Source organism: Pseudoalteromonas sp. RWi3 (assembly GCF_054960735.1).
This window is the reverse complement of the sequence record NZ_JBHNYL010000001.1, coordinates 567400-591625: the sequence shown is the minus strand read 5'-3', so window position 1 is coordinate 591625 and position 24226 is coordinate 567400. Positions and strand designations below refer to the sequence as shown.

The following is a 24226-nucleotide window of genomic DNA, read 5'->3' as shown; positions in this document are numbered from 1 at the left end:
AGTTAGAAGTACTAAGGGGAGGGTAAGTAATAGCACAATCTGCATAAATACTTGCACAGTTTAACGAATTAAATAAAGTAGGTTGGTATAAACAAAAAAGCCTCATCAAATTAATGAAGAGGCTTTTAGTCGATTCTCTGAACTAAGTAACTTAGTTAGATGTAAAGCTCACTGGACGACGCTCTTTACGAGGACCGCCACGCTTATCACCGCGTTGATTGTCTTTGTTAAAGCTACGCTTCTTGTCACCAGCAGGGCGTTCAGAACGCTCGCCGCGTGGCTCAGCAGGGCCTTGATCTTGTGTTAATGTCATACCCATTGGGCGTTTACAAATAAACACTTTTTGGAAGTGATCAAGTACATCTTTAGGCATGTTTTGCGGTAATTGTACCGTACTGTGACTGTCGTGAAGACGAATGTCACCAATAAACTTGCTTGAAATGTCTGCTTCGTTAGCAATTGCGCCAACAATGTTCTTAACCTGAACACCATGCTCACGACCTACTTCGATACGGTATGTATCCATAGGGCCTGCATCACGGCTATTACGCTCGCGAGGTTTACGCTCAGCGCGCTCACCGCCACGTTCGTTACGACGACCACGGTCACCACGATCATTACGGTCGTTGCGAGGGTTACGTTCGTTACGCTCACGCGGTTGAATCTTAACTTCTTCAACTTTAATTGGCGATTGTTGCTGTGCTAAACACAGTAATGCACCCGCTAAGTCTTCAGGAGCAAGCTCAAGTTTTTGTGCCATGTTGGCAGCCACTTCGTTAAAGAAAGTAATATCTTTATTTTCAAGAGCAAGGGTAAGCTTCTCTTGTAATGCATTGATACGTTTCTCTTCAACAACTTTAGCTGTTGGTAACTCAACTTGTGCAATTTCAGATTTAGTATGACGAATGATATTTTTAAGTAAATAACGTTCGTTATGCTTAACGAATAATATTGCTTTACCAGTACGACCAGCACGACCTGTACGGCCGATACGGTGAACGTAGGCTTCAGAGTCTTGTGGAATATCGTAGTTGATAACTAAGCTTAAGCGGTCAACATCTAGACCACGGGCTGCTACGTCTGTTGCAATAACAATATTTAGCATGCCGCTTTTTAAGCGATCAACAGTACGTTCACGGGCTTGCTGGTTCATATCACCGTTCAGTGGAGCAGCAGAGAAACCTTCGCGCTCTAATAACTCAGCAAGTTGAACTGTGTCGTTACGTGTACGTACGAAAACAATAGCACCTTCGTATTGTTCAGCTTCTAAGAAGCGAACAATGGCTTTGTTCTTATGTACGTGAGCATTCCAAAATACTTGCTCAACTGAAGATACAGTCGAGTTACGCGCAGAAATATGAACCTGTTCAGGGTTATTCATATATTTGCTGCTAATATTTTGAATTTGCTTAGGCATAGTCGCAGAGAAAAGACATGTTTGCTTTTCGCGCGGCGTTTTTTCCATGATGTTTTCAACATCATCGATAAAGCCCATACGTAACATTTCATCGGCTTCATCAAGTACAAGTGCTTGTAAAGCATCAAACTTGATTGTACCGCGGTTAATGTGATCGATTAAGCGACCCGGTGTAGCGACAATAATTTGCGCGCCACGACGAAGTGCACTTAATTGGATGCTGTAGCTCTGGCCACCATAAAGTGCCAATACTTCTACACCACGAGTGTGTTTTGCATATTGTTCAAATGCCTCAGCAACTTGGATCGCAAGCTCACGGGTTGGTGTGAGTACAAGGATCTGTGGCTGTTTCACAGACGGGTCAATATTGTTTAGTAATGGCAGTGCAAATGCTGCTGTTTTACCTGTACCCGTTTGTGCTAGTCCCAGTACGTCCTTTCTTTCTAGCAATAACGGTATACATTGAGCTTGGATTTCAGATGGTGTCTTGTAACCCAACTCTTCAACTGCCTTTAAAATTGCAGGAGAAAGATTTAGAGATTCAAACGTGACTGGTTCTGACATTAATACGCCTCAACGAATTTAAAGAGGCGCGCATTGTATAGGAAATGCGAGGCAATTGCTTGTATAAATTACAACTAATTTGTATGTGCTTGATGTTGATTGAAATTTAACCAGTTCAATATTTACTCAAATTGAACTGGTTAATCATGATGGCGCAATACTTATTTGTATAAGCCAAGATTTTCTTTAGCGTAAGCTTCAAATTCAGTGAATCCACCGATGTGTGCTTGGTCAACAAAAATTTGTGGAACAGTCGGGCATGGCTTACCTGCGGACTGCTCCAGATCTTCTTTGCTGATGCCTTCTTTAATAATATCAATATAACGAAATTTAAAGTCATCACGTTCATCAGCTAGTTTTTGTGCAACGTCTTTTGCACGGACACAAAATGGGCAGCCTTCACGGCCAAAAATTACAGTTAACATATCGCTCTCCTCGATTTGGTTTCGTTTATCTTATCTAACTGGAACAAAATAAACAGTGTAAAAAAACGATTAGTTAATTCTATTTAAATGATTAGATTACAAAGTTCTTAACTTAATCCCTAATTGGCTTGAATAACCCATAGAACGCGCACTGATCTGAAGTTGCCCATTGATAACATAATAGGTAGGAAAAGCGGATACTTTATAGTTAGCTTGAGTTTGGTTATTGCCCAGCAGTATCGGCATTGTCAGCGCTAAATTACTTACAAACTCTTCTACTTGCGCTGCGTTTTTATAATCCAGTGCAATACCAATAGCATTAATCTCACTGCCTTTTATGGCGGCTTCTAAATTTGGCATGCTGTATTTACAAACTGTGCACCAAGGGGCGAAAAAGTAAATAACAGTCGTTTTTCCTTTAAGCTCTGCGATACTCAAACGTTTATCGATATTATTGAGCAATGCCAAGCTAAAGTAGGGAGCTGGGCTATTATCTGTTTTTAGTAGATTACGCTCTTGAAACGCGCTAACCAGAAAAAAGATTATTGCTGCCAAAACTATGTTTATCAGTGTACTGCGAATGAGTTTCAAGCATATCTCCAAACTGAGTGACATTTTCGTGGTTGAATTATGAAGTCTAACCCTAAGTTATTTTAATGGAAACCCAAATAGCAACCATGAAGATGTTTAGGTATATACTTTACAAAGGAGATCATGATTATGAACAAGACTACAGCACCCGCATACATAATGCCTACATTGACGGCAAATGATATTGATGGCAAATCTTTTGACTTAACCGAGCGACAAACGGAGCTACCTTGGAAGATGATAGTTATTTACCGCGGTAAGCATTGCCCGCTATGTACTAAGCAGTTAAACGCGTTGGCGAAGATAAAAGATGACTACACTGAGGCAGGTATCGAAATTGCCGCTGTCAGTGCTGATAGCCAAGAACAGCTGAACGGGCATTTGAAGGATTTAGAGGTTAATTTCCCGCTTTATTCTGGCTTAACACTTGAGCAAATGACAGATTTAGGCGTTTATATTAGTGAGCCGCGCAATGAAAATGAGACCGATCATCCGTTTTCAGAACCCGCAATATTTGTACTTAATGAAAAAAATCAAATCCAGATTTTAGATAAGTCGAATACGCCATTCTCACGTCCTGATTTGAGTGCACTGCTTTCTGGTATTAAATTCATCCGCGAAAACGACTATCCAATTCGTGGCACATTTGCGTCATAACTAGTGCATGAGGCATGTTTAAACATGCCTCATGATTATTTTTTAAATTTTTTAATTTATTTACTTGAAAACATTTTTACCGTCCATATATAGTTTAGTGAGGACGCCTGATGGGTCCCAAATTAAACAGAAGTAATTGAAATTTATATTATTAATTTAACTTTGCCTGCGCTTGTTCAAAAGGAAAGCACTTGCAAAATATCGCTTAAATATGAGGATATTATTATGCGTACAGTAGACTTATCACCACTTTATCGTTCATTCATTGGTTTCGATCATTTAGCATCTTTAATGGATGCTGCGGCTCGCACAGACAAGCAGCCAAGTTTTCCTCCATACAATATCGAAGCGCTCGATAAAGACAAATACCGTATCACTATGGCTGTAGCCGGTTTTAGTGACAATGAGCTGACCATCGAGTCAGAAAATAACACTTTAAAAGTTGCTGGTATAAAAGCCGATAAAGGTGAATCTGATGAGCGTAAATTTATTCATCAAGGTATTGCCGAACGTAACTTTGAGCGGAAATTTCAGCTAGGCGACCATGTTAAAGTACTTGGCGCAGATTTAGCTAACGGCTTACTGAGTATCGACCTTGAACGCGAAATACCAGAAGCATTAAAGCCACGTAAAATTGAAATTGGCAGTGGTAACTTGCTAGAAGGGAAATAACCAACCCTTAAACATTATTTCCCCTAATTGACTTGTTATTTTTAGTAGCCGCCTCATTTGAGGCGGCTTTTTTATTGCGGGTTCAGTAATAAATATTGTCTATAAGCTTTCAATATTATCTAAGCACCACTGTGCTCTGTCTAAGGTGGCTTGACGTTGTTTTGCGTCTTTTTTTTGCCAATTTTTATAAACCATACCAATACGTGGATTGCCAGATAACCGTTCTTCATGCTTATTCATAAAGTGCCAATACAAGCTGTTGAATGGACATGCAGAATCTTCAGTTTTTTCCTTTACGTTATAATGACAGTCCTTGCAGTAATCGCTCATTTTATTTATATAATTTCCACTTGCCGCATACGGCTTAGTTGCAATAAGCCCTCCATCGGCAAACTGACTCATACCTCGTGTGTTAGGCATTTCTACCCATTCAATGGCATCGATATATATACCCAGATACCAGCTATCTACTTGGGCAGGGTCCATCTCAGTTAATAAACAAAAATTACCGGTTATCATTAAGCGTTGAATATGATGCGCGTATGCCGTGTCTAAACTCTGGCTAATTGCATGTTTCATACAATTCATATTGGTTTTTCCATGCCAAAAATACTCAGGCAAAGAACGGCTAGCGTTTAATTCGTTTTTAGCTGCATAGTCGGGCATATTTTGCCAATAAACGCCACGTACATACTCACGCCACCCCAGGATTTGCCGAATAAACCCTTCAACTTGTGCTAGGTTGATATCGTCAGGCCGAGATTCAAACTCTTTAAGCACTTGGTTTATGACTTGCATCGGGTGAATCATTTTAGTGTTCAGCGCAAAAGAAATGCGGCTATGGTATAGGCTCCATTGTTCAGGGCTATTACAGGTCATTGAATCTTGGAATTGGCCAAATAGAGGGAGTAAGTAAGCGCAAAAATAATCTAGTAATTGTTTTGCCTGATTACGACTGGTAGGCCAAAGTAACGTATCAGAGCAGTGGCCAAATTTACTCACATCATGTTTTTCTATGCGCGTCACAATATTCTGGATAGAGTTTTGAAATACCTTCGCTTGGGGGATTTTTTCCAAATCAGCCTTTTTAAGCTTGTTACGATTTGCTTGGTCGTAATTCCATTGACCACCTTTAGGCGAGTCACCCTCCATTAAGATATCAAAACGCTTTCGCATCATCCGGTAAAAGAATTCCATTTTGACATGTTTATCTTTTTTAAAATGATTAGCTATGTCTTTAAATGGTAATAAAAAGTGTTCGGTGTCAGTGCCTTTTACTTTTATTGCACTTGACTGTTTAAGCTCATCCATTTGCTTTTGCAAACGGTACTCATCAGGGTACTGGTATTCGATTTTACTACAATGATAATGCTGTGCTAATCGTTCTAAAAGATTGCAAAGCGATTTGTCATTTTGTGTATCATCTAAGGTTAGGTGAAGTACGTTTAATTTTGCGCTTTTCAACGCATTTGCAAAATTTTCCATGGCACTAAAAAAAGCAACGACTTTCTGAATATGATGTTTAACATAGCCAGTTTCTTGCTTTAATTCGGCAATAACATAAAGGATGTCATCCTGTTGCTGCTCTTTATACCAGCTATGGTTGGGGTTAAGTTGATCGCCAAAAATAAATCGAAGAGTTTTGTATTTCATAAAATATGCCAGACGAGTTTATTGTTCATGCATTTATAATTAATAGCTCTTTTACGAAGACACAGAGTAATGCGATCGTATTTTTATGACGATATATAGACTATGACTCAATATTGACCTGCTGTTTATTAACGAAGTCACTGAGTTTTAATACGTTGCTAGTATTAAATAAATAGCCTGTGACAATACTTTTGAATATATTAATAGCGTGCTGCCAAACGCTTTCCAACTTAGGTGGATAACTGCCTTTTAGATGAATTTTTAAAGTCGCTAAGAATGAGTTGCATAGGATTTGTGTGTCTTGGTAACTCATTCCCATGTTACTTAAATCTTTAGCATAGTGCTCTATAAAAGGGGTTACTGTTCTTAAATTATCCAAATGCATAACGATACGTTCAAGAACACAATAAAGAATATAGGTTTTTTCATTTATTTTACTGTTTGATAAACAAAGCATATCAAGAGGTTCTCTTTTTACATGCATTTGAAACGTATAAGAAAAGCAGTGGAAGTTTGGTTTAACAACGTGAAGACTATCTAGTAATAGTTGTTTTTCGAACGTACTAATTCCCATAAATTCACTCCCGAATTACGCCCAGTTTATTTTTAAGTATAGGCAGTAGAAGTTATTATAGATAAGTAAATGGTAACTTATATTTGCTCATACATAGCGTATCTCAGTCAAATTGAGCTCTAAAGGTGTTTATATCTACTCACCAAAACGCAATAAATTATATAAATTTATTGATTCTAGCAGCCTTTGCTATTAGTCACGTCATAGGTGGTGGTAGGCCACCACTGAAATTTGCTATTAACAACTCAGTGTTTGTTACTAACGCCTACCTTTAAATATTACATATTTACGGTGTAATTCTTTATCTGTTTTTTGGTTGCTAATTATGCCAAGAGCCTTTATAATAGCCGCATTGTTTAGCTTAGAGTGATAAAGTTAAACAGTTGCTTAGTAATAAGTAACAGTTGGCGCGGGATGGAGCAGCCTGGTAGCTCGTCGGGCTCATAACCCGAAGGTCGTCGGTTCAAATCCGGCTCCCGCAACCAATTTATGTTGGATTGAGAAAAGAAGCGACTTGCATTAGCGATTGTTTTATATTCTAAAGCCAATATATAGATGACCGTTAAGTCTATCATCTATATGAAGTCGCGCATTCTATGTAATGCGCGTTTTGCGTTTAAGCTATTGAGTTTATTTAGGTGGCATTGCTACCCGCAGCCAAGCTTGGCCTATGGCCACACAGTTTTATGCTTTAGGTGTGACGCCCCGCTTGGTTCGGGGCGTTGTTGTATCTGCACCACTTGGTTTGTACCAAGGAATAAGCGATGTATTTTAGGGCTATAAGCCCTTTTTTTGTTTGTATGGAGGATTTTCGTGACAAAACTTGAGCAAGATTTACTAACCATGCTTTCACCGTCTGTTGAAATGTTAGGCTTTGAACTACATGGTCTTGAGTTTGTACAAGCAGGTCGCCATTCTACGCTTAGGGTTTATATTGACCATGAAGCGGGGATTTCGGTTGATAACTGTGCTGATGCTAGTCGTCAAATAAGCGCAATCTTAGATGTCGAAGACCCGATTACAAATGAATATGATTTGGAAGTATCGTCTCCTGGTGTTGATCGTCCATTATTCAAACAAGATCACTACGAGAAGGCGCAAGGAGAGGAAGTACGCGTGCGTACTAAGCTTCCACAAGATGGTCGTCGTAACTTTAAAGGCGACTTAGTATCAGTTAGCAGTGATATGATCACACTATCTATTGATGGTGCTGAAAATATGATCATGCTTAGCAACATTGAACGTGCGAACATAATCGCAAAGTTTTAGTTCGAGTGCGAAGGAATAGGGCAAGCGAGGCATTACCCATGGCAAAAGAGATATTATTGGTTGCTGAAGCCGTTTCCAATGAGAAAGCGGTACCAAAAGAAAAGATTTTCGAAGCGCTAGAGTTCGCATTAGCGACTGCGACCAAGAAAAAACACACAGGCGAAATTGAGGTTCGAGTAGCAATTGACCGTAAAACGGGTGATTACGACACATTCCGTCGCTGGCAGATTGCAGAAGTGCTTGAAGATGGTTCATTAGAGAACCCGTACAGCGAGATTACACTTGAAGCTGCGCAAGTTGAAGACGAAAATCTACAACTTGGTGATTTTGTTGAAGAGCAAATCGAGTCAATCAAGTTTGACCGTATTACAACACAAATGGCTAAGCAAGTTATCGTACAAAAAGTGCGTGAAGCTGAGCGTGCTTTAGTTGTAGATGCATACAAAGATCAGCAAGGCGAGCTTGTAACAGGCGTGGTTAAAAAGGCAACGCGTGATGCAATCGTGCTTGACTTAGGTAACAATGCTGAAGCGGTTATTTACCGTGACGACATGTTACCGCGTGAAAACTTCCGTCCAGGTGATCGTATCCGCGGTCTACTTTACGAAGTGAAACCTGAAGCACGTGGCGCGCAGTTATTTGTAACGCGTTCTAAGCCAGAAATGTTAATGGAGTTATTCCGTATTGAGGTGCCAGAGATTGGCGAAGAGATGATTGAATTACGCGCAGCAGCTCGTGATCCAGGTTCTCGTGCTAAAATTGCGGTTAAGTCTAACGACAAACGTATTGATCCAGTAGGTGCATGTGTAGGTATGCGTGGTGCACGTGTACAAGCAGTATCTACCGAATTAGGCGGTGAGCGAGTTGATATCGTACTTTACGATGACAACCCTGCACAATTTGTTATCAATGCAATGTCACCTGCAGAAGTAGCGTCTATCGTAATGGATGAAGACACTCATTCAATGGATATCGCTGTAGAAGCCGATAACCTAGCGCAAGCGATTGGTCGTAATGGTCAAAATGTACGTCTTGCTAGCCAGTTAACTGGTTGGGAATTAAACGTAATGACTGTCGAAGATATGCGTCAAAAGAACGAAGCTGAATCAGATAAGTTAATTAACTTATTCACTGAAAACTTAGATATTGATGATGACTTTGCAACGCTGCTTATCAACGAAGGTTTCTCAACGCTTGAAGAAGTGGCTTATGTGCCAGCGTCAGAGTTTTTAGAAATTGATGGCCTAGATGAAGATACGGTTGACGTGTTACGTTCACGTGCAAAAGATGCACTAACAACAAAAGCATTAAAAACTGAAGAAAGCCTAGAAGGTGCTGAGCCTGCTGAAGACTTATTAGCATTAGAAGGGTTAGAGCGTCACCTTGCATTTGTAATGGCAAGTAAAGGTGTAGTAACGCTTGAAGATTTAGCTGAACAGGGTATCGACGAGTTAGTTGATATTACTGAGCTGTCACCTGAACAAGCAGGTGAGCTAATAATGGCTGCGCGTAACATTTGTTGGTTCGCAGACGAGTAATTTATTAACGGAGGTATTAGAAACTATGGCAGAAGTAAATGTTGAAAAACTAGCCGGGGATATTGGTACAACTGTTGATAAATTGCTACAGCAGTTTTCACAAGCCGGTATAGACAAAAAAGCGGGTGAAAATGTAACTGAAGCAGAAAAAGCAAAGTTACTTGACCACTTGAGTAAGTCACATGGTGGCACGGGTTCTGAAGGCCCGGCTCGCATGACACTGCAACGTAAGAGTAAAAGCACATTAAGTGTTACTGGCTCTACGGGTCAAGCAAAGTCAGTGCAAGTAGAAGTGCGCAAAACACGCACTTATGTTAAGAAAAGCGCTATTGAGCAAGAGCAAGAGCAAGCACGTATAGCCGCTGAAGAAGCTGCACGTCGTGAAGCTGAGCAAAAAGCTGCTCAAGAGGCTGCTGAACTTAAAGCGAAACAAGATGCAGAACGTAAAGCCAAAGAAGAGGCTGATCGTAAAGCAAAAGAGGAAGCTAAACGTAAAGCAGATGCTGAACGTGTAGCAAAACAGAAGCAGATGACCCCTGAGCAAAGTGCTAAGTCTGAGAAAGATCGCATCGAAGCTGAGCGTCTGCAAAAAGAAGCAGAAGAGGCCGCATTGAAGAAAGCTGAAGAAGAAGCGAAACGTCAAGCAGAAGAAGCAAGAAAGCTAGCTGAAGAGAACTCAGCTCGTTGGAAGAAAGAAGAAGAAGAACGTAAGAAACGCGAAGAAACCGCTGATCACCACCTTACGACTTCTACCTACGCACGAGAAGCAGAAGATGTTGCTGATGCGCGTGATGAGCAAGGTTCACGCCGTGCGAAGAAAAAGAAAAAAGCCCCAGCAAAAGATAAGTTTGCAGGCAAAGGCCGAAACAAAGGCAAGCTAAAAGCACCAACGTCATTACAGCATGGTTTCCAAAAACCAACAGCTGACGTTAAAAATGAAGTGCGTATTAGCGAAACAATTACAGTAGCTGAGCTTGCATCACGCATGGCAGTTAAAGGCGCTGAAGTTGTAAAAACAATGATGAAAATGGGTGACATGGTTACTATTAACCAAGTTATTGACCAAGAAACTGCGCAGCTTGTAGCAGAAGAAATGGGCCATAAAGTTATCATCGTTAAAGAAAACGAATTAGAGCAAACAGTATTAAATGACCGTCATGAAGATGGCAAGTCAGAGCCGCGTGCGCCAGTTGTTACTGTAATGGGTCACGTTGACCATGGTAAAACATCAACACTTGATTACATTCGTTCTGCGAAGGTTGCATCAGGCGAAGCCGGTGGTATTACGCAGCATATCGGTGCTTACCATGTTGAAACTAACGGCAACATGATCACTTTCCTAGATACTCCAGGACACGCCGCGTTTACATCAATGCGTGCACGTGGTGCTAAAGCGACTGATATCGTAATTCTAGTGGTTGCAGCAGATGATGGTGTAATGCCACAAACTAAAGAAGCGGTACAGCATGCTCGTGCAGCTGGCGTTCCTTTAATTATCGCTGTAAACAAAATGGATAAAGAAGGCGCGGATCCAGATCGTGTTAAGAACGAGCTAGCACAGCTAGACGTTATCCCAGAAGATTGGGGCGGTGACACGCAGTACGTTCATATCTCAGCTAAAACTGGTTTAGGTATCGATGACTTGTTAGAAGCGGTTCTTATGCAATCTGAACTTCTAGAGTTATCTGCACCAAGCGAAGGCATGGCAGCAGGTGTTGTAATCGAATCACGTCTAGATAAAGGCCGTGGTCCAGTTGCATCTATTCTTGTTCAGTCAGGTACGCTTAACCAAGGTGATATCGTACTATGTGGCCTTGAATACGGCCGTGTTCGTGCAATGAAAGACGAAAATGGTAAAGATATTCGCTCTGCGGGTCCATCAATTCCAGTAGAGATTTTAGGTCTTTCTGGTATCCCAGCGGCAGGTGATGAAGCAACTGTTGTTAAAGATGAGCGTAAAGCGCGTGAAGTAGCTCTTTATCGTCAAGGTAAATTCCGTGATGTTAAATTGGCTCGTCAGCAAAAAGCGAAGCTTGAAAACATGTTTACTAACATGGCTGAAGGCGATGTATCAGAAGTTAACGTGGTACTTAAAGCAGACGTTCAAGGTTCGATTGAAGCAATTTCAGATTCACTAACTAAGCTTTCTACTGATGAAGTAAAAGTGAAGATTGTAGGTTCTGGCGTAGGTGGTATCACTGAAACTGATGCAACGCTTGCTGCTGCATCAAACGCAATCGTAGTTGGCTTTAACGTTCGTGCTGATGCATCAGCGCGTAAAGTAATTGATACTGAAAACTTAGACCTTCGTTATTACAGCGTAATCTATGCCTTAATCGAAGAAGTTAAGCAAGCCATGTCTGGTATGCTTGCGCCTGAGTTTAAGCAAGAGATCATTGGTCTTGCTGAAGTGCGTGATGTATTTAAGTCTCCTAAAATTGGCGCAATCGCTGGTTGTATGGTTACTGAAGGTACTATTAAGCGCAGTGCACCAATCCGTGTATTACGTGAAAACGTGGTTATTTACGAAGGTGAACTTGAGTCACTTCGTCGCTTTAAAGACGACGTTCAAGATGTTCGTAATGGCATGGAATGTGGTATCGGCGTTAAGAACTATAATGACGTTCGCGTTGGTGACCAAATCGAAGTATTCGAAACAGTTGAAGTACAACGTTCACTTTAATTGTTAGCATATTAAGATAATAAATGGGGGCTCAGCCCCCATTTGTGTATCCATTATTAAATTAACTTATTTATATTTCTCAATAAGTTATAAAATTAGAGTAAAGAACAATGAGAGAATTTTCTCGCACTGATCGTGTTGCTCAGCAAATTCAAAAAGAAATTGCTGTTATATTACAACGCGAAATTAAAGATCCACGTTTAGGTATGGTGACTGTATCAGCCGTTGAAGTATCACGTGACTTATCTTACGCCAAAGTATTTATCACGGTATTTAACACTGAAGATGAGAACGCCGCTAAGCAAAGTGCCAAAGTACTTAACGAAGCAACGGGTTATATCCGTTCGCTATTGGGTAAGCGTATACGTGCTCGTATTATGCCTGAGCTTAAATTTGTGGTTGATAACTCGCTAATGGAAGGGATGCGTATCTCTAACTTAGTTGACTCTGTGATCCGTGAAGATAATGCTAAACACGTAGATGATGAAAACGACAGCGAAGAAGGCACTAAAGACTAATGGCAAGACGCAGTAAGGGCCGTCCGATTGATGGCATTTTGTTGTTAAACAAACCACAAGGTATTTCATCGAACAGAGCCTTACAGCAAGCAAAAGGTATTTATTTTGCGCAAAAAGCTGGGCATACCGGGGCACTTGACCCTTTAGCCACAGGTATGTTGCCGATTTGCTTTGGTGAAGCAACTAAGTTTACCCAGTTTTTACTCGATACAGATAAAACCTATGTGGTTCGAGCAAAACTAGGTGAGCGTACCACAACGTCAGACTCTGATGGTGAAGTGGTAGAAACACGTGATGTTAACGTGACAAAAGAAATGCTCGAGCAAGAAATTGCCAAATTCTTAGGTGAGTCAGATCAATACCCATCAATGTACTCAGCGTTAAAATATGAAGGTAAACCTTTATACAAATACGCACGCGAGGGTATTGAAGTACCGCGCAAGTGCAGAAAAATCAATGTATTTAGTTTAACGCTTGATGAGTTTGATGAAGCGAACAACGAAGTACAAATGACTGCTCATGTATCAAAAGGTACCTACATCCGCACAATTGTTGATGACTTAGGTGAAAATCTGGGCTGTGGCGCGCATGTGATTATGTTACATCGCTCAGCAGTTGGGCATTACCCCGCGGATAAGATGGTCTCGCTTGAACAGCTTGAAGTATTACTAGCAAAAGCCAAAGCTGAAGAGCTTGCACCTTCGCAATACCTTGATGAGCTGCTATTACCTATGGATACAGCATTGGTTGATTTACCAGTTGTTGAGATAACTAAAGAGCAAGGCGTGTCATTTAGTCATGGTCAGGCTGTTGTGTTGGGTAAAATCTTACCTGAAGGGCCAATAAAAGTGCTGGCAGATGGCGTGTTTATTGGCACCGGAGAGCGTAACCCCGATGGGCATCTAAAGTCTAAACGCGGTTTATCTAATCAACAAGAGTCGACAGACTAAGTTTATCTTGTAGTTATAACCAAAACTGGTAGAATACGCCCGCTTAATCGTTTTGGCTGAATTAGTGATCGGCTAAAGCACCTTTTACATTTATTTTTGGAGTTACTATGTCACTAAGCAATCAAGAAAAAATCGATATCATCGCAAAATTCGCACGTGCAGAAGGCGACACTGGTTCACCTGAAGTACAAGTTGCACTTTTAACTTTTGATATCAACAAGCTTCAAGGTCACTTTGCTGATCACAAGCATGACTTCCACTCACGTCGTGGTCTGCTTCGTAAAGTAAGCACTCGTCGTAAACTGCTTGATTACCTTAAAGGTAAAGACATTGCACGTTATACTGCGTTAATCCAAGAGCTTGGCCTACGTCGCTAAGATCTAGATTACCTAAAAAGGAGCTTTTTGGCTCCTTTTTTTGTGCCTAAAATTTGTATATACCCACTATCCACATCGATTAATCCCCTTGAAATATCAGCTAAAAACTCCACCATAACTTACAGCGATGTACTCGAGTAACACGCGTACTATAATTTGGTTGCTAGACTCGCATTTTTACGTGGCTTTGGTATATACTATGCGCGTAGATAAAAAGGTTTATCTACGGTTATTTACATCATTGCCAATTGTAGTACTTAATTGATTTCCAACTGAATACAATTATGTACTGTAATTGGTACTTTGATGGAACACTTATTTAGATTTAAAGGATATTTTAAGTGCAAGCAATTATTAAAGAATTTCAACTAGGTCAACACACAGTTACCCTAGAAACAGGTGCAATCGCACGTCAAGCAGACGGCGCAGTATTAGCAAGTATTGGCGACACGTCGGTACTCGTGACTGTTGTTGGTAAGCGTGAAGCACAACCAGGTCAAGACTTTTTTCCACTAACAGTTAACTACCAAGAGCGTATGTACGCTGCAGGTCGTATCCCAGGTGGTTTCTTAAAGCGTGAAGGTCGTCCTAACGATGGCGAAACTCTTATCGCACGTCTTATTGACCGTCCAATTCGTCCACTTTTCCCTAATGGTTTCGTAAACGAAGTACAAGTTATTGCTACAGTTGTTTCTGTTAACCCTGAAATCCAACCTGATATGGTTGCGATGATTGGTACTTCAGCAGCGCTTGCTATCTCTGGTATTCCGTTCAGCGGCCCAATTGGTGCAGCGCGTGTTGGTTATATCAATAACGAATACGTACTTAACCCAACACTAAAAGAGCTTGAAGAAAGCCAACTAGATTTAGTTGTTGCAGGTACTGATAATGCAGTACTTATGGTTGAATCAGAGGCAGATGTTCTTGCAGAAGACGTAATGCTTGGTGCGGTTGTGTATGGTCATGAGCAATCTCAAGCTATTATCAACGCAATCAACGAATTCAAAGCAGAAGCAGGCAAGCCTACATGGGATTGGACTGCACCTGAGAAAAATGTATCGCTTGAAGAGAAAGTAGCCTCTTTAGCTGCAGATAAAGTAGGCGAAGCTTACCGCATCACTGATAAAGTAGCGCGTAAAGAAGCATTAACTGCAGCAAAAGACGCTGTTGTTGAAGCACTTACGAGCGAACTTGCTGAAGATGAAACGCTTGATAAGCAAGAAGTAGGTAAAGTATTCGGTTCTCTTGAGAAGAAAATCGTACGTGGCCGCATCACAGCGGGTGAAAAACGTATCGATGGTCGTGAACCAGATATGATCCGCGCACTTGACGTAATGACTGGCGTATTACCGCGTACTCACGGTTCTGCAATCTTTACCCGTGGTGAAACTCAAGCACTTGTAACTGCTACTCTTGGTACAGAACGTGATTCACAGTTAATTGACGATTTAACTGGCACGCATAAAAACCACTTTATGCTTAACTACAACTTCCCTCCGTTCTGTGTTGGTGAAACTGGTTTTGTAGGTTCTCCTAAGCGTCGTGAAATCGGTCACGGTAACTTAGCTAAGCGTGGTATCCAAGCTGTAATGCCAACACTGACTGAGTTCCCTTACTCAATCCGTGTTGTATCTGAAATCACTGAATCAAATGGTTCATCTTCAATGGCATCAGTATGTGGTACGTCACTAGCACTTATGAATGCAGGTGTACCAATTAAAGCATCTGTTGCTGGTATCGCGATGGGTCTAGTTAAAGAAGACGAGAAATTCGTTGTTCTTTCTGACATCCTAGGTGATGAAGATCACTTAGGTGACATGGACTTTAAAGTAGCCGGTACATCAAACGGTATTACTGCATTGCAAATGGATATCAAGATCGAAGGTATCACGCAAGAGATCATGCAAATTGCACTTAAGCAAGCAAAAGCGGCACGTTTACACATCCTAGGTGTGATGGATGAAGCAATTGCAGCACCATCTGAAGAGCTTTCTCAGTTCGCTCCACGTATCTATACGATGAAAATCCCTGCGAAGAAAATCGCTGAAGTTATCGGTAAAGGTGGCGCTACAATTCGTCAACTTACAGAAGAGACGGGTACAACGATTGAAATCGAAGATGACGGTACAATCAAAATTGCCGCTACAGATGGTGAAAGTGCAGCGAATGCAATTAGCCGTATTGAGCAATTAACAGCAGAACTAGAAGTAGGCACTATCTACCAAGGTAAAGTTGTACGTATCGTAGACTTTGGTGCATTTGTAAATATCTTACCAGGTAAAGATGGTCTTGTGCATATTTCGCAAATTAGCACTGAGCGCGTAAATAACGTTTCAGACCATCTTAGCGAAGGCCAAGAAGTAAAAGTAAAAGTACTAGAAGTAGACCGTCAAGGTCGCGTACGTTTAAGCATCAAAGAAGCAATGGAATCAGCAGCACCTGCAGCTGATGCACCAGCGGGCGCTTAATTGTTGATATTTAGTCCAGTTAATTACTGGATTGCATAAAAAGGGGCTGTTTAGCCCCTTTTTTTATGCTTTAATGAAACCTCTTCTGATGCATCGTGTCTATATTGTTTACTTTTAAGGTATTAAGGATTTTAATGATTTTTAAACATTTAGCGTTTGCTACCGTGGCCATTATGTCTCTAAGCGCGTGCCAAACAACCACGCAACCTAAATTAGATCCCGTTATCAATGTGCCTTTTGCTTCGCCACTAGCTTCCGACTTTAGAAGTGAAATTGCTATTGCACGTTACTCTAAGCTACTTAATCGTGCAGATTTAACAGTTGAACAGCAAGCGATGCTTTATTATGACCGTGGCGTACTATTTGATAGTTTAGGTATGTCGACATTGGCACGAATCGATTTTAATAACGCAGTACAGATGAAGCCTGATCTAGCTGAAGTGTATAATTTTTTAGGTATACACCACACTTTAATGCAGCAATATGAAAAAGCATATGAATTTTTTGACTCAGCTTTGGAGCTTAACGAACAACACCAGTATGCCTACTTAAATCGCGGTATAGCTCTTTATTATGGTGAGCGACCTTATTTAGCTACTCAAGACTTTAAGACATTTGTTGCCAGCTCAACAAAAGAACCTTTTCCAATATTATGGCAGTACTTAGCGCAATCTAATATTGATAAAACACAGGCGCTTGTTGATTTAAAAGCCAATGGGCAAGGGGTAGATGAGGGTGTATGGGGTTACCAAATAATAGCTTTGTTTTTGGGTGAAATTGACGAAACTGAATTTTTAGCGGGTATTGCCCAAGGCGTGCAATCAGAGCCAGAATACACTCGACGTTTATGTGAAGCCTACTTTTACTTGGCTAAGATGTATCAAGCTAAAGGCGAGCTAAATCATGCGGCGGAATATTTTCGTCTTGCTTTAGCAACTAACGTGCATGAGTATATTGAGTATAAGTATGCCCGTTTAGAATTAGAGCTCATGGCTGGTGAAAACGCGAGCTAATCTGAGAGTTTATGGTTTAATAATACTGAGCTTAGTTGTTCTTACAAGCTCAGTAAACCGCCATGCGCGTCTAGGGCATTGGCTCGCTTTGCAAGATAGCGCTTCTACACTTGCTGGTTACTATCAGTTTCCCGATATTTTCGAACAAAACTTAAATACACTGCCTAAATCCAGTATAGAAGACCTTGCATTGAATGGCGCTGAGCATGCAAAATTTAGTCGGGCGATTATATTACTCAAAGAAGGTAATGCGGATAAAGCAAGGCTTTTTTGGCAAAACACGGTCGTGAAACAAAATGCTCAACAAAGACTAGATTTGGCAACGTTACTGGTTGAGCTCAATCGTTGGGAGGAGCTTAACGCTCTAGCAGAGCAAGGTCTAGTACCAAAGTCTGCAATTTTAGAGCAAATAAAACTTCATTTTAGTTATCCACCAGAGTCTATATCTAGTGAATATGCTCATCAAGCTGGTTTTTTACTTTCTCTTCATGGGTTAAGCGCTGATAATCGTTGCGAGTATAATGTACTCATGATGAGTGATCATCGTGCTGGGATTAGCAAACTCAATCGTTTTTCAAACAAACATGCTTTATCACCAGAGCCGAATGATAAGAGTTTTTGTTTTTCTGAACCAGTTTACATTGGTGACAACATAGCATGTCAAACAGACCCATTAAAAGCAGCCTCGTGTAATTGGCGAGCGTTGATTAAAAAATATGTATGGCCGAAAAACTATGATTTTATAGTGATGATGCCACGAGAAGGGCGTGGTAATGTTCGCGCAGGAATAATGCAATTAAACTCGCAAAGCAGTTATCAATTATTCTTACATGAATTGATGCATTTTAGTGGTTTTGAAGATGAATACCCAGTACCCAAAAATAAACAGGTCTGGTTGTGCAAGCAAAAAGGCTATGTTGCACCAAATCTATTTGTTGCAAATAATATAAAACCTCCCACAGGGTGGCAGCCCAGTGAAACGTGTGAAGGCACTGTAAAGTCGTACAAGCCCGATAAAAAATGGTCAATAATGCGTTATCAGGAGCTCCCGTTATCCGCAGAATATAGAGAGTTATGGGTAGAACAAATAGAAAATAATCATTATAAACCCGTGCGCTATCATGACTACTTTACTATGCTAAGCCAGTCGTTAGTTATGCGTGATATGGGGGGGGCTGATTAAACAATGGTTATTATTAGTATCCTTGTTAATTCAGCTTAAAATTCCAGCAGATAGGCGTGCTTCCTATAGACAAAATGTAACTCAGTCAGTATAACTATACCTTTGTATAATATTCATTTAAGCTGAATTAAAAACCATTTCAATGAACAGTACACAACTAAAATTAACTAGCAGCGTATTGATATTCTTATGACTTTAAAAGGTTCCTCATTATGACTTTGCTCTGGATACCCTTGTTATCCTTAATTGGCAGTGTTATTTCTTCATGCACCGGCAAATTATCTCGTAACCAAACAACGGGTTTAACTTTACTTGCACCGTTGAGTGCTCTGGCAATTGCAATTTACCATGCTCCTGCCGTACTCAGTGGTGAAACAATTCGTTATTCCTTGGCTTGGATACCCGCGTTGGGCATGGAAATTTCTCTGCGCTTGGACGGTTTAAGTCTGTTATTTATCTTTATGATTCTAGGGATAGGGTCTCTTGTTATTTTCTATACGCGTTATTACTTGAGCAGTAATGACTCTATGCCCAAATTATACAGCTATTTGATGTTATTTATGACTGCAATGCTCGGCATTGTGATGTCTAATAATGTGATTCAGTTATGGCTTTTCTGGGAACTAACCAGTATTAGTTCATTCTTATTGATTAGCTATTGGTGGCATAAGTCAGAAGCTCGCAAAGGTGCACGAATGGCGCTGGCTGTAACCGGCGCAGGTGGTTTGGCGTTATTAGGTGGTTTGCTGCTGATAGGTGACATAGTCGGTAGTTACAACCTAGATACTATTTTAGCTAGCCGAGCACTTATTCAATCACATGAGTTATTTGAACTCGCGCTAGTACTCGTATTACTTGGGGCGTTTACAAAGTCTGCCCAGTTCCCATTCCACTTTTGGTTGCCTCATGCGATGGCTGCACCGACTCCTGTAAGTGCATACTTACATTCAGCAACGATGGTTAAAGCGGGTATTTTCTTACTTGCGCGTTTTCATCCAGCCTTAGCAGGAAACGACACTTGGTTTATTTTAGTGGCGATGACAGGCTTAGCAACATTGCTAGTAGGCGCTTATATTGCCTTGTTTAAGCACGACCTTAAGGGATTGCTCGCTTATTCTACAATTAGCCACTTAGGTTTAATCACTTTACTTTTAGGTCTAGATACTGAACTTGCGACGGTTGCTGCAATATTTCATATCATTAACCATGCGACTTTTAAAGCGTCGCTATTTATGGCGACAGGTATTATTGACCATGAAACGGGCACGCGTGATATGCGCAAGCTTAATGGGATGTGGCGATTTATGCCATACACGGCCACGCTTGCCATGGTCGCTGCTGCGGCAATGGCTGGTGTGCCACTATTAAATGGTTTCTTATCCAAAGAAATGTTTTTTGCTGAAACTTTGCACCAACAAGTACTTGGTTCTATGTCTTGGTTAATACCGGTTTTGGCAACTTTAGCTGCAGCGTTTTCAGTGGCTTACTCGGCGCGCTTTATTCATGATGTTTTCTTCAATGGCGATCCTATTGATTTACCAAAAACTCCTCATGAGCCACCGCGCTATATGCGAGTACCAATCGAAATATTGGTGGTGTTGTGTTTATTAGTGGGTATGTTTCCGAATTTTGTAGTAGACGGTATTTTATCAGCGGCTTCACTTGCGGTACTAGGTGATGCAACTCCTGAATTTAAACTGTCTATTTGGCATGGGTTTAATTTACCTTTATTAATGAGTTTCATAGCAACTGCATGCGGTGTTTTTATTTACATCCAGCGAAAGCATTTATTTCAATTCCAAGCATCCCTGCCAACGTTAAATGCTAAAAAGACGTTCGAACGAGTGATGTACAGCGTAATAAAATGGAGTCAAAGCAAGATCCAAAGTACAGAGAATGGTTCATTACAACGCTACATAGTTGTAATGCTTGGCGTTGTACTTTTATGTGCTGGCTGGCCATTATTTGAGATGGGGGCTTTAGCAGGCACTGCGCCAAGTACACCCATTGATTTTCATAATGGCATTGGCGCAGGTTTATTAATCATAGGCGCCATTAGCACTGTATTGTGGCATCGCTCACGCATGGTATCGCTGTTAATGATATCAATAGTAGGCTTGATGGTATCTGTAGCCTTCACTCGCTTCTCAGCACCTGATTTGGCATTGACCCAGCTTACAGTGGAAGTAGTCACTGTTATATTGCTTATGTTGGCGTTATTTTTCTTACCGCAAAGAACACCTAAAGAGTCGAGCTCATTACGAATCCTACGTGATTTAGGTATTGCATCAGCTGTGGGTGTTGTAGTGGCTAGTGTGTGTTATGCATTATTAACTCGCCCACTCGAATCTATCTCTGATTTCTTTGTAGCAAACGCGAAAACTGGTGGTGGCGGTACAAATGTAGTCAATGTCATTTTGGTCGACTTTAGGGGCTTTGATACGCTTGGTGAAATTATTGTGCTTGGTATCGCTGCGTTGGGTATTTACAAGTTACTTGCTAACTTACCGCTATTTATGCCAGCTAGTGATAGTGAGGGGCGTCCTTGGGCGCGTGAACGCTACCCTATTTTACTTTCAAGTATCTCACAAAGCTTGTTACCGCTTGCTTTATTAGTTTCGGCATATATTTTCTTGCGTGGGCACAACTTGCCCGGCGGTGGTTTTATTGCAGGGCTTGTAACGTCTATCGCCTTTATATTGCAATATATGGCAAGAGGCTCTGTATGGATAACATCACGCTTTGACGTTAACTACCGAAAAATTATCGCCTCGGGCATTGCAATCGCCATGTTCACCGGCCTTGGTAGTTGGGTATTTGGTCGACCATTTTTAACCACTTGGTTTGATTATTTTGATATTCCATTCGTTGGTAAAACTGAATTGGCAAGCGCTATTATATTTGACTTAGGTGTGTATTTAACCGTCGTTGGGGCAACACTTATGATATTGGCAAGCCTTGGTAAACTGACTGCAGATGCAGCTAAAGAAGAGGTGAATATTTAATGGAACTATTATACGCATCGTGCGTTGGTGTATTAGTGACTTGTGGTATTTATTTACTTCTAAGAGCACGTACTTTTCCAGTTGTATTGGGACTCACTATGCTCTCTTACGCTGTAAACTTATTTTTGTTCTCTGCGGGTCGTCTAACAATTAATAAAGCGGTTGTACTTGGAACTGGTGCTGATTACGCTGATCCATTGCCTCAAGCGCTAGTACTCACAGCAATCGTAATTGGATTTGCAATGACTGCTTTTGTGGTTATTTTGGCAATCAGAGGTCGTGCTGATTTAGGCAATGATCACGTCGATGGTCATCTTGTAAAAAGCAATAACAAGGAGCAAAAATGATTCAGCATATCGCATCATGGCCAGTGCTCATTCCTATGCTCAGTGCAATATTGTTATTGATGCCGCCTTGTGGGAAGAGCATCCCAATACGTCGTGTAGTATCGATGACAATGTCACTTTTGACTTCGATAATCAGCCTTGTATTGCTGGTGTATGTCTATCAAAATGGGCCAATTGTCTATGCAATTGGTGGTTGGCAAGCACCTTTTGGTATTGTATTAGTTGCAGATTTACTTTCAGTATTATTAGTCGCACTGACTTCGTTTTTGGCGCTCAGCGTAGCTTTATACAGCAGCGTTGGCGACGATGAAAAAGGTAGCTTTTTTCACCCGTTATTGCACTTCTTGGTGTTAGGTGTAAACGGCGCTTTTCTAACTGGGGACTTATTTAATCTGTTTGTATTCTTTGAAGTGCTGCTTATCGCCTCTTATTCATTGCTAATGCACGCAGGTGATAAACATAAAACACGAGCAGCATTGCAATACGTTATTCTTAACCTTATAGGGTCAAGCGTGTTCTTGATTGCTTTAGGTATTTTATATGGTGTGCTTGGTACGCTTAATATTGCTGATATGTCGCAAAAAGTATCAATGCTTCAAGGTGATGATGTATTTTTGGCTAAAATCGGTGGTTTGTTGTTACTCGTTGTTTTTGCCTTAAAAGGGGCGTTACTACCGCTTCATTTGTGGTTACCTAATACCTACGCCAGCGCTATGCCAGTGGTTGCTGCGTTGTTTGCTATAATGACCAAGGTAGGTGTTTATGCCATGCTTCGTGTTTACACAGTCATATTTGGCGAAAATGCAGGCTTACTAAACCATATGGCCCAGCCATTTCTATGGGGGTTAGCAATTGCAACTATTGCTATTGGTGCTATTGGCGTATTAGCTGCTCAGGACTTACGTAAGCTTACAGCAAATCTGGTTGTTGTTTCAGTTGGTACACTCGTGGCGCTGGTTGCTATCCAGCATGTTAGTGCAACCGCAGCATTGCTATATTACCTTGTCCATTCAACTTTTATTTGCGCAGCGTTATTTTTAATTGCTGATCTTATTTCACATCAACGCGGTAAAGTTGCAGACCGGCTTGCACCAGGACGTGGTGTTGGACAGCCAATTTTACTTGGTACATGTTTTATTATTGCCGCGCTTGCAGTTGTTGGAATGCCACCATTGTCAGGTTTTATTGGCAAGATATGGATCTTAAAAACAACCCTAGATAGTGAACGAGCGCTGGTTTTTTGGCCTGTCTATTTAATAGCTAGCTTTGCATTACTTGTCGCGTTATCACGGGCAGGAACCAGTTTGTTTTGGGAACGAAAGCACCAAGACCGCGACCACCTCGAAGTAGACAATGCCAAGCCTTTGCAGGTAATTGCAGTTATAGGGCTACTTGCTTGCTCGCCACTGATGGTCATTTTTGCCGGACCAATTACTGAATATATGGTTGCAGCAGCGACTCAATTACATGATATAACCAGTGGTATAAATACTGTACTTAAGGGAGACTTATAATGCGTTTAGAGTCCCGTTACCGTTGGCTACCAACACCGTTTCGTAGCCTGTTGCTCTTTGTTGTTTGGTTATTATTGAACAACAGTGTATCGGCAGGTCATATAGTGTTGGCGAGTATTTTTTCGATATTAATACCTATCGCTACCTTTCCATTTCGTGATCCTCAGCCTCTAATTTTAAAACCAGGGCTGGCAATTAAACAGTTGTTTATTGTGTTGTATGACATTGTCACCGCAAACTTACAAGTGGCATTATTAATTTTGGGGCCAGTTAAAAAACTGCGCCCCGCGTTTGTTAAAGTTCCATTAGATTTAAGTCATGAAATGCCAATAACTATTTTGGCAAGTACCGTGTCATTAACCCCCGGAACAGTAAGCGCAGAAGTGTATCCAATCCCTGAATCTCTTCCTGAAGGAGAGCAGTCAACGCAGCGCTTTTTACTTATCCATGTGCTAGATTTGGCAGATGAAGAGGCGTTAATTAATACAATTAAAACACGCTATGAAGCACCGCTTAAGGAGATATTTCAATGCTAGAAACGGTTTTTTTAATCGTCTTCGCGATGATTGGTTTATCGCTTTTACTTAATTTGTGGCGACTTGTAGTAGGTCCATCGATACCTGACAGGATTTTGGCGCTTGATACTATGTATATCAATACTATTGCGCTTATTATTCTTTACGGTATGAGTATGGGGACAGGTCTTTATTTTGAAGCGGCATTGTTAATTGCGATGCTTGGCTTTGTCAGTACAGTAGCCGTGTGTAAATATTTACTGCGTGGCGATATCATCGAATAAGGTAATAAT

The 24226-nt window shown here is 41.0% G+C and carries 21 protein-coding genes and 1 tRNA gene; 17 read left to right on the top strand and 5 right to left on the bottom strand.

Features of this window, described 5'->3' with window-relative positions:
• Positions 1-151 precede the first annotated feature (151 nt).
• The 3 genes from ACFI4Z_RS02475 to ACFI4Z_RS02465 all read right to left on the bottom strand — a co-directional run bounded on the left by ACFI4Z_RS02475 (position 152) and on the right by ACFI4Z_RS02465 (position 2997).
• Positions 152-1981 (bottom strand): DEAD/DEAH box helicase, encoded by a 1830-nt coding sequence (locus ACFI4Z_RS02475; protein WP_394193052.1) that lies wholly within the window; start codon positions 1979-1981, stop codon positions 152-154.
• A 161-nt stretch (positions 1982-2142) separates the two neighbouring features.
• Entirely contained in the window at positions 2143-2406 is a 264-nt protein-coding gene (locus ACFI4Z_RS02470) for a GrxA family glutaredoxin (protein WP_099296530.1), read from the bottom strand.
• 96 nt (positions 2407-2502) lie between these two features.
• On the bottom strand, positions 2503-2997 hold the full coding sequence (locus ACFI4Z_RS02465) for a TlpA family protein disulfide reductase (protein ID WP_462669181.1): 495 nt from the start codon (positions 2995-2997) through the stop codon (positions 2503-2505).
• A 123-nt stretch (positions 2998-3120) separates the two neighbouring features.
• Between ACFI4Z_RS02465 and ACFI4Z_RS02460 the strand changes: the two genes are divergently transcribed.
• Complete coding sequence (locus ACFI4Z_RS02460; protein ID WP_462669180.1) at positions 3121-3654, top strand: peroxiredoxin-like family protein; 534 nt, start codon at positions 3121-3123, stop codon at positions 3652-3654.
• A gap of 225 nt (positions 3655-3879) precedes the next feature.
• Positions 3880-4326: an Hsp20 family protein gene (locus tag ACFI4Z_RS02455; RefSeq protein ID WP_087530724.1), complete on the top strand. Its 447-nt coding sequence runs from the start codon at positions 3880-3882 to the stop codon at positions 4324-4326.
• A gap of 99 nt (positions 4327-4425) precedes the next feature.
• On the opposite strand, the gene ACFI4Z_RS02450 is transcribed toward ACFI4Z_RS02455, so the two are convergent.
• Both ACFI4Z_RS02450 and ACFI4Z_RS02445 read right to left on the bottom strand, forming a co-directional pair.
• Positions 4426-5979, bottom strand: coding sequence for a cryptochrome/photolyase family protein (locus ACFI4Z_RS02450; RefSeq protein ID WP_462669179.1), 1554 nt, complete (start codon positions 5977-5979; stop codon positions 4426-4428).
• A 100-nt stretch (positions 5980-6079) separates the two neighbouring features.
• A complete protein-coding gene (locus ACFI4Z_RS02445; RefSeq protein ID WP_462669178.1) occupies positions 6080-6553 on the bottom strand; it encodes a globin family protein in 474 nt (157 codons plus the stop codon).
• A gap of 408 nt (positions 6554-6961) precedes the next feature.
• On the opposite strand from ACFI4Z_RS02445, the gene ACFI4Z_RS02440 reads away from it, so the two are divergent.
• The 15 genes from ACFI4Z_RS02440 (at position 6962) to ACFI4Z_RS02370 (ending at position 24217) form a co-directional block, all read left to right on the top strand.
• Positions 6962-7038, top strand: a tRNA-Met gene (locus ACFI4Z_RS02440).
• A 328-nt stretch (positions 7039-7366) separates the two neighbouring features.
• Complete coding sequence (gene rimP, locus ACFI4Z_RS02435) at positions 7367-7822, top strand: ribosome maturation factor RimP (RefSeq protein ID WP_099296523.1); 456 nt, start codon at positions 7367-7369, stop codon at positions 7820-7822.
• Positions 7823-7860: 38 nt separating this feature from the next.
• Positions 7861-9360: a transcription termination factor NusA gene (gene nusA, locus ACFI4Z_RS02430; protein ID WP_462669177.1), complete on the top strand. Its 1500-nt coding sequence runs from the start codon at positions 7861-7863 to the stop codon at positions 9358-9360.
• A 25-nt stretch (positions 9361-9385) separates the two neighbouring features.
• Positions 9386-12043 (top strand): translation initiation factor IF-2, encoded by a 2658-nt coding sequence (gene infB / locus ACFI4Z_RS02425; protein WP_099296521.1) that lies wholly within the window; start codon positions 9386-9388, stop codon positions 12041-12043.
• Between the two features lie 110 nt (positions 12044-12153).
• On the top strand, positions 12154-12561 hold the full coding sequence (rbfA, locus tag ACFI4Z_RS02420) for a 30S ribosome-binding factor RbfA (RefSeq protein ID WP_087530718.1): 408 nt from the start codon (positions 12154-12156) through the stop codon (positions 12559-12561).
• Positions 12561-13511, top strand: a complete 951-nt coding sequence (gene truB / locus ACFI4Z_RS02415; protein ID WP_462669176.1) for a tRNA pseudouridine(55) synthase TruB — start codon at positions 12561-12563, stop codon at positions 13509-13511. Before rbfA ends, truB begins: the two co-directional genes overlap by 1 nt.
• A gap of 107 nt (positions 13512-13618) precedes the next feature.
• Positions 13619-13888, top strand: coding sequence for a 30S ribosomal protein S15 (gene rpsO / locus ACFI4Z_RS02410; protein ID WP_016707659.1), 270 nt, complete (start codon positions 13619-13621; stop codon positions 13886-13888).
• A 341-nt stretch (positions 13889-14229) separates the two neighbouring features.
• Positions 14230-16356 carry a polyribonucleotide nucleotidyltransferase gene (pnp, locus tag ACFI4Z_RS02405; RefSeq protein ID WP_462669175.1) on the top strand — a complete coding sequence of 709 codons (2127 nt, stop codon included), beginning with the start codon at positions 14230-14232 and terminating at the stop codon, positions 16354-16356.
• A gap of 134 nt (positions 16357-16490) precedes the next feature.
• Positions 16491-17369, top strand: coding sequence for a lipoprotein NlpI (gene nlpI, locus ACFI4Z_RS02400; protein WP_462669174.1), 879 nt, complete (start codon positions 16491-16493; stop codon positions 17367-17369).
• An 88-nt stretch (positions 17370-17457) separates the two neighbouring features.
• Positions 17458-18552, top strand: coding sequence for a hypothetical protein (locus tag ACFI4Z_RS02395; protein ID WP_462669173.1), 1095 nt, complete (start codon positions 17458-17460; stop codon positions 18550-18552).
• Positions 18553-18764: 212 nt separating this feature from the next.
• Positions 18765-21557 (top strand): monovalent cation/H+ antiporter subunit A, encoded by a 2793-nt coding sequence (locus ACFI4Z_RS02390; RefSeq protein WP_462669172.1) that lies wholly within the window; start codon positions 18765-18767, stop codon positions 21555-21557.
• Positions 21557-21904, top strand: coding sequence for a Na+/H+ antiporter subunit C (locus ACFI4Z_RS02385; RefSeq protein WP_099296515.1), 348 nt, complete (start codon positions 21557-21559; stop codon positions 21902-21904). The genes ACFI4Z_RS02390 and ACFI4Z_RS02385 overlap by 1 nt, the downstream gene beginning before the upstream one ends.
• Positions 21901-23418, top strand: coding sequence for a monovalent cation/H+ antiporter subunit D (locus tag ACFI4Z_RS02380; protein WP_462669171.1), 1518 nt, complete (start codon positions 21901-21903; stop codon positions 23416-23418). Before ACFI4Z_RS02385 ends, ACFI4Z_RS02380 begins: the two co-directional genes overlap by 4 nt.
• Positions 23418-23954 (top strand): Na+/H+ antiporter subunit E, encoded by a 537-nt coding sequence (locus ACFI4Z_RS02375; protein WP_462669170.1) that lies wholly within the window; start codon positions 23418-23420, stop codon positions 23952-23954. Before ACFI4Z_RS02380 ends, ACFI4Z_RS02375 begins: the two co-directional genes overlap by 1 nt.
• Positions 23948-24217, top strand: coding sequence for a K+/H+ antiporter subunit F (locus tag ACFI4Z_RS02370; protein ID WP_099296512.1), 270 nt, complete (start codon positions 23948-23950; stop codon positions 24215-24217). The genes ACFI4Z_RS02375 and ACFI4Z_RS02370 overlap by 7 nt, the downstream gene beginning before the upstream one ends.
• Positions 24218-24226: the final 9 nt, after the last annotated feature.

Coding starts and splice junctions, on each gene's coding strand:
- ACFI4Z_RS02475 (WP_394193052.1), bottom strand. CDS start 1,981: ATGTCAGAACCAGTCACGTTTGAATCTCTAAATCTTTCTCCTGCAATT.
- ACFI4Z_RS02470 (WP_099296530.1), bottom strand. CDS start 2,406: ATGTTAACTGTAATTTTTGGCCGTGAAGGCTGCCCATTTTGTGTCCGT.
- ACFI4Z_RS02460 (WP_462669180.1), top strand. CDS start 3,121: ATGATTATGAACAAGACTACAGCACCCGCATACATAATGCCTACATTG.
- ACFI4Z_RS02455 (WP_087530724.1), top strand. CDS start 3,880: ATGCGTACAGTAGACTTATCACCACTTTATCGTTCATTCATTGGTTTC.
- ACFI4Z_RS02450 (WP_462669179.1), bottom strand. CDS start 5,979: ATGAAATACAAAACTCTTCGATTTATTTTTGGCGATCAACTTAACCCC.
- ACFI4Z_RS02445 (WP_462669178.1), bottom strand. CDS start 6,553: ATGGGAATTAGTACGTTCGAAAAACAACTATTACTAGATAGTCTTCAC.
- nusA (WP_462669177.1), top strand. CDS start 7,861: ATGGCAAAAGAGATATTATTGGTTGCTGAAGCCGTTTCCAATGAGAAA.
- infB (WP_099296521.1), top strand. CDS start 9,386: ATGGCAGAAGTAAATGTTGAAAAACTAGCCGGGGATATTGGTACAACT.
- rbfA (WP_087530718.1), top strand. CDS start 12,154: ATGAGAGAATTTTCTCGCACTGATCGTGTTGCTCAGCAAATTCAAAAA.
- truB (WP_462669176.1), top strand. CDS start 12,561: ATGGCAAGACGCAGTAAGGGCCGTCCGATTGATGGCATTTTGTTGTTA.
- rpsO (WP_016707659.1), top strand. CDS start 13,619: ATGTCACTAAGCAATCAAGAAAAAATCGATATCATCGCAAAATTCGCA.
- nlpI (WP_462669174.1), top strand. CDS start 16,491: ATGATTTTTAAACATTTAGCGTTTGCTACCGTGGCCATTATGTCTCTA.
- ACFI4Z_RS02390 (WP_462669172.1), top strand. CDS start 18,765: ATGACTTTGCTCTGGATACCCTTGTTATCCTTAATTGGCAGTGTTATT.
- ACFI4Z_RS02385 (WP_099296515.1), top strand. CDS start 21,557: ATGGAACTATTATACGCATCGTGCGTTGGTGTATTAGTGACTTGTGGT.
- ACFI4Z_RS02380 (WP_462669171.1), top strand. CDS start 21,901: ATGATTCAGCATATCGCATCATGGCCAGTGCTCATTCCTATGCTCAGT.
- ACFI4Z_RS02375 (WP_462669170.1), top strand. CDS start 23,418: ATGCGTTTAGAGTCCCGTTACCGTTGGCTACCAACACCGTTTCGTAGC.
- ACFI4Z_RS02370 (WP_099296512.1), top strand. CDS start 23,948: ATGCTAGAAACGGTTTTTTTAATCGTCTTCGCGATGATTGGTTTATCG.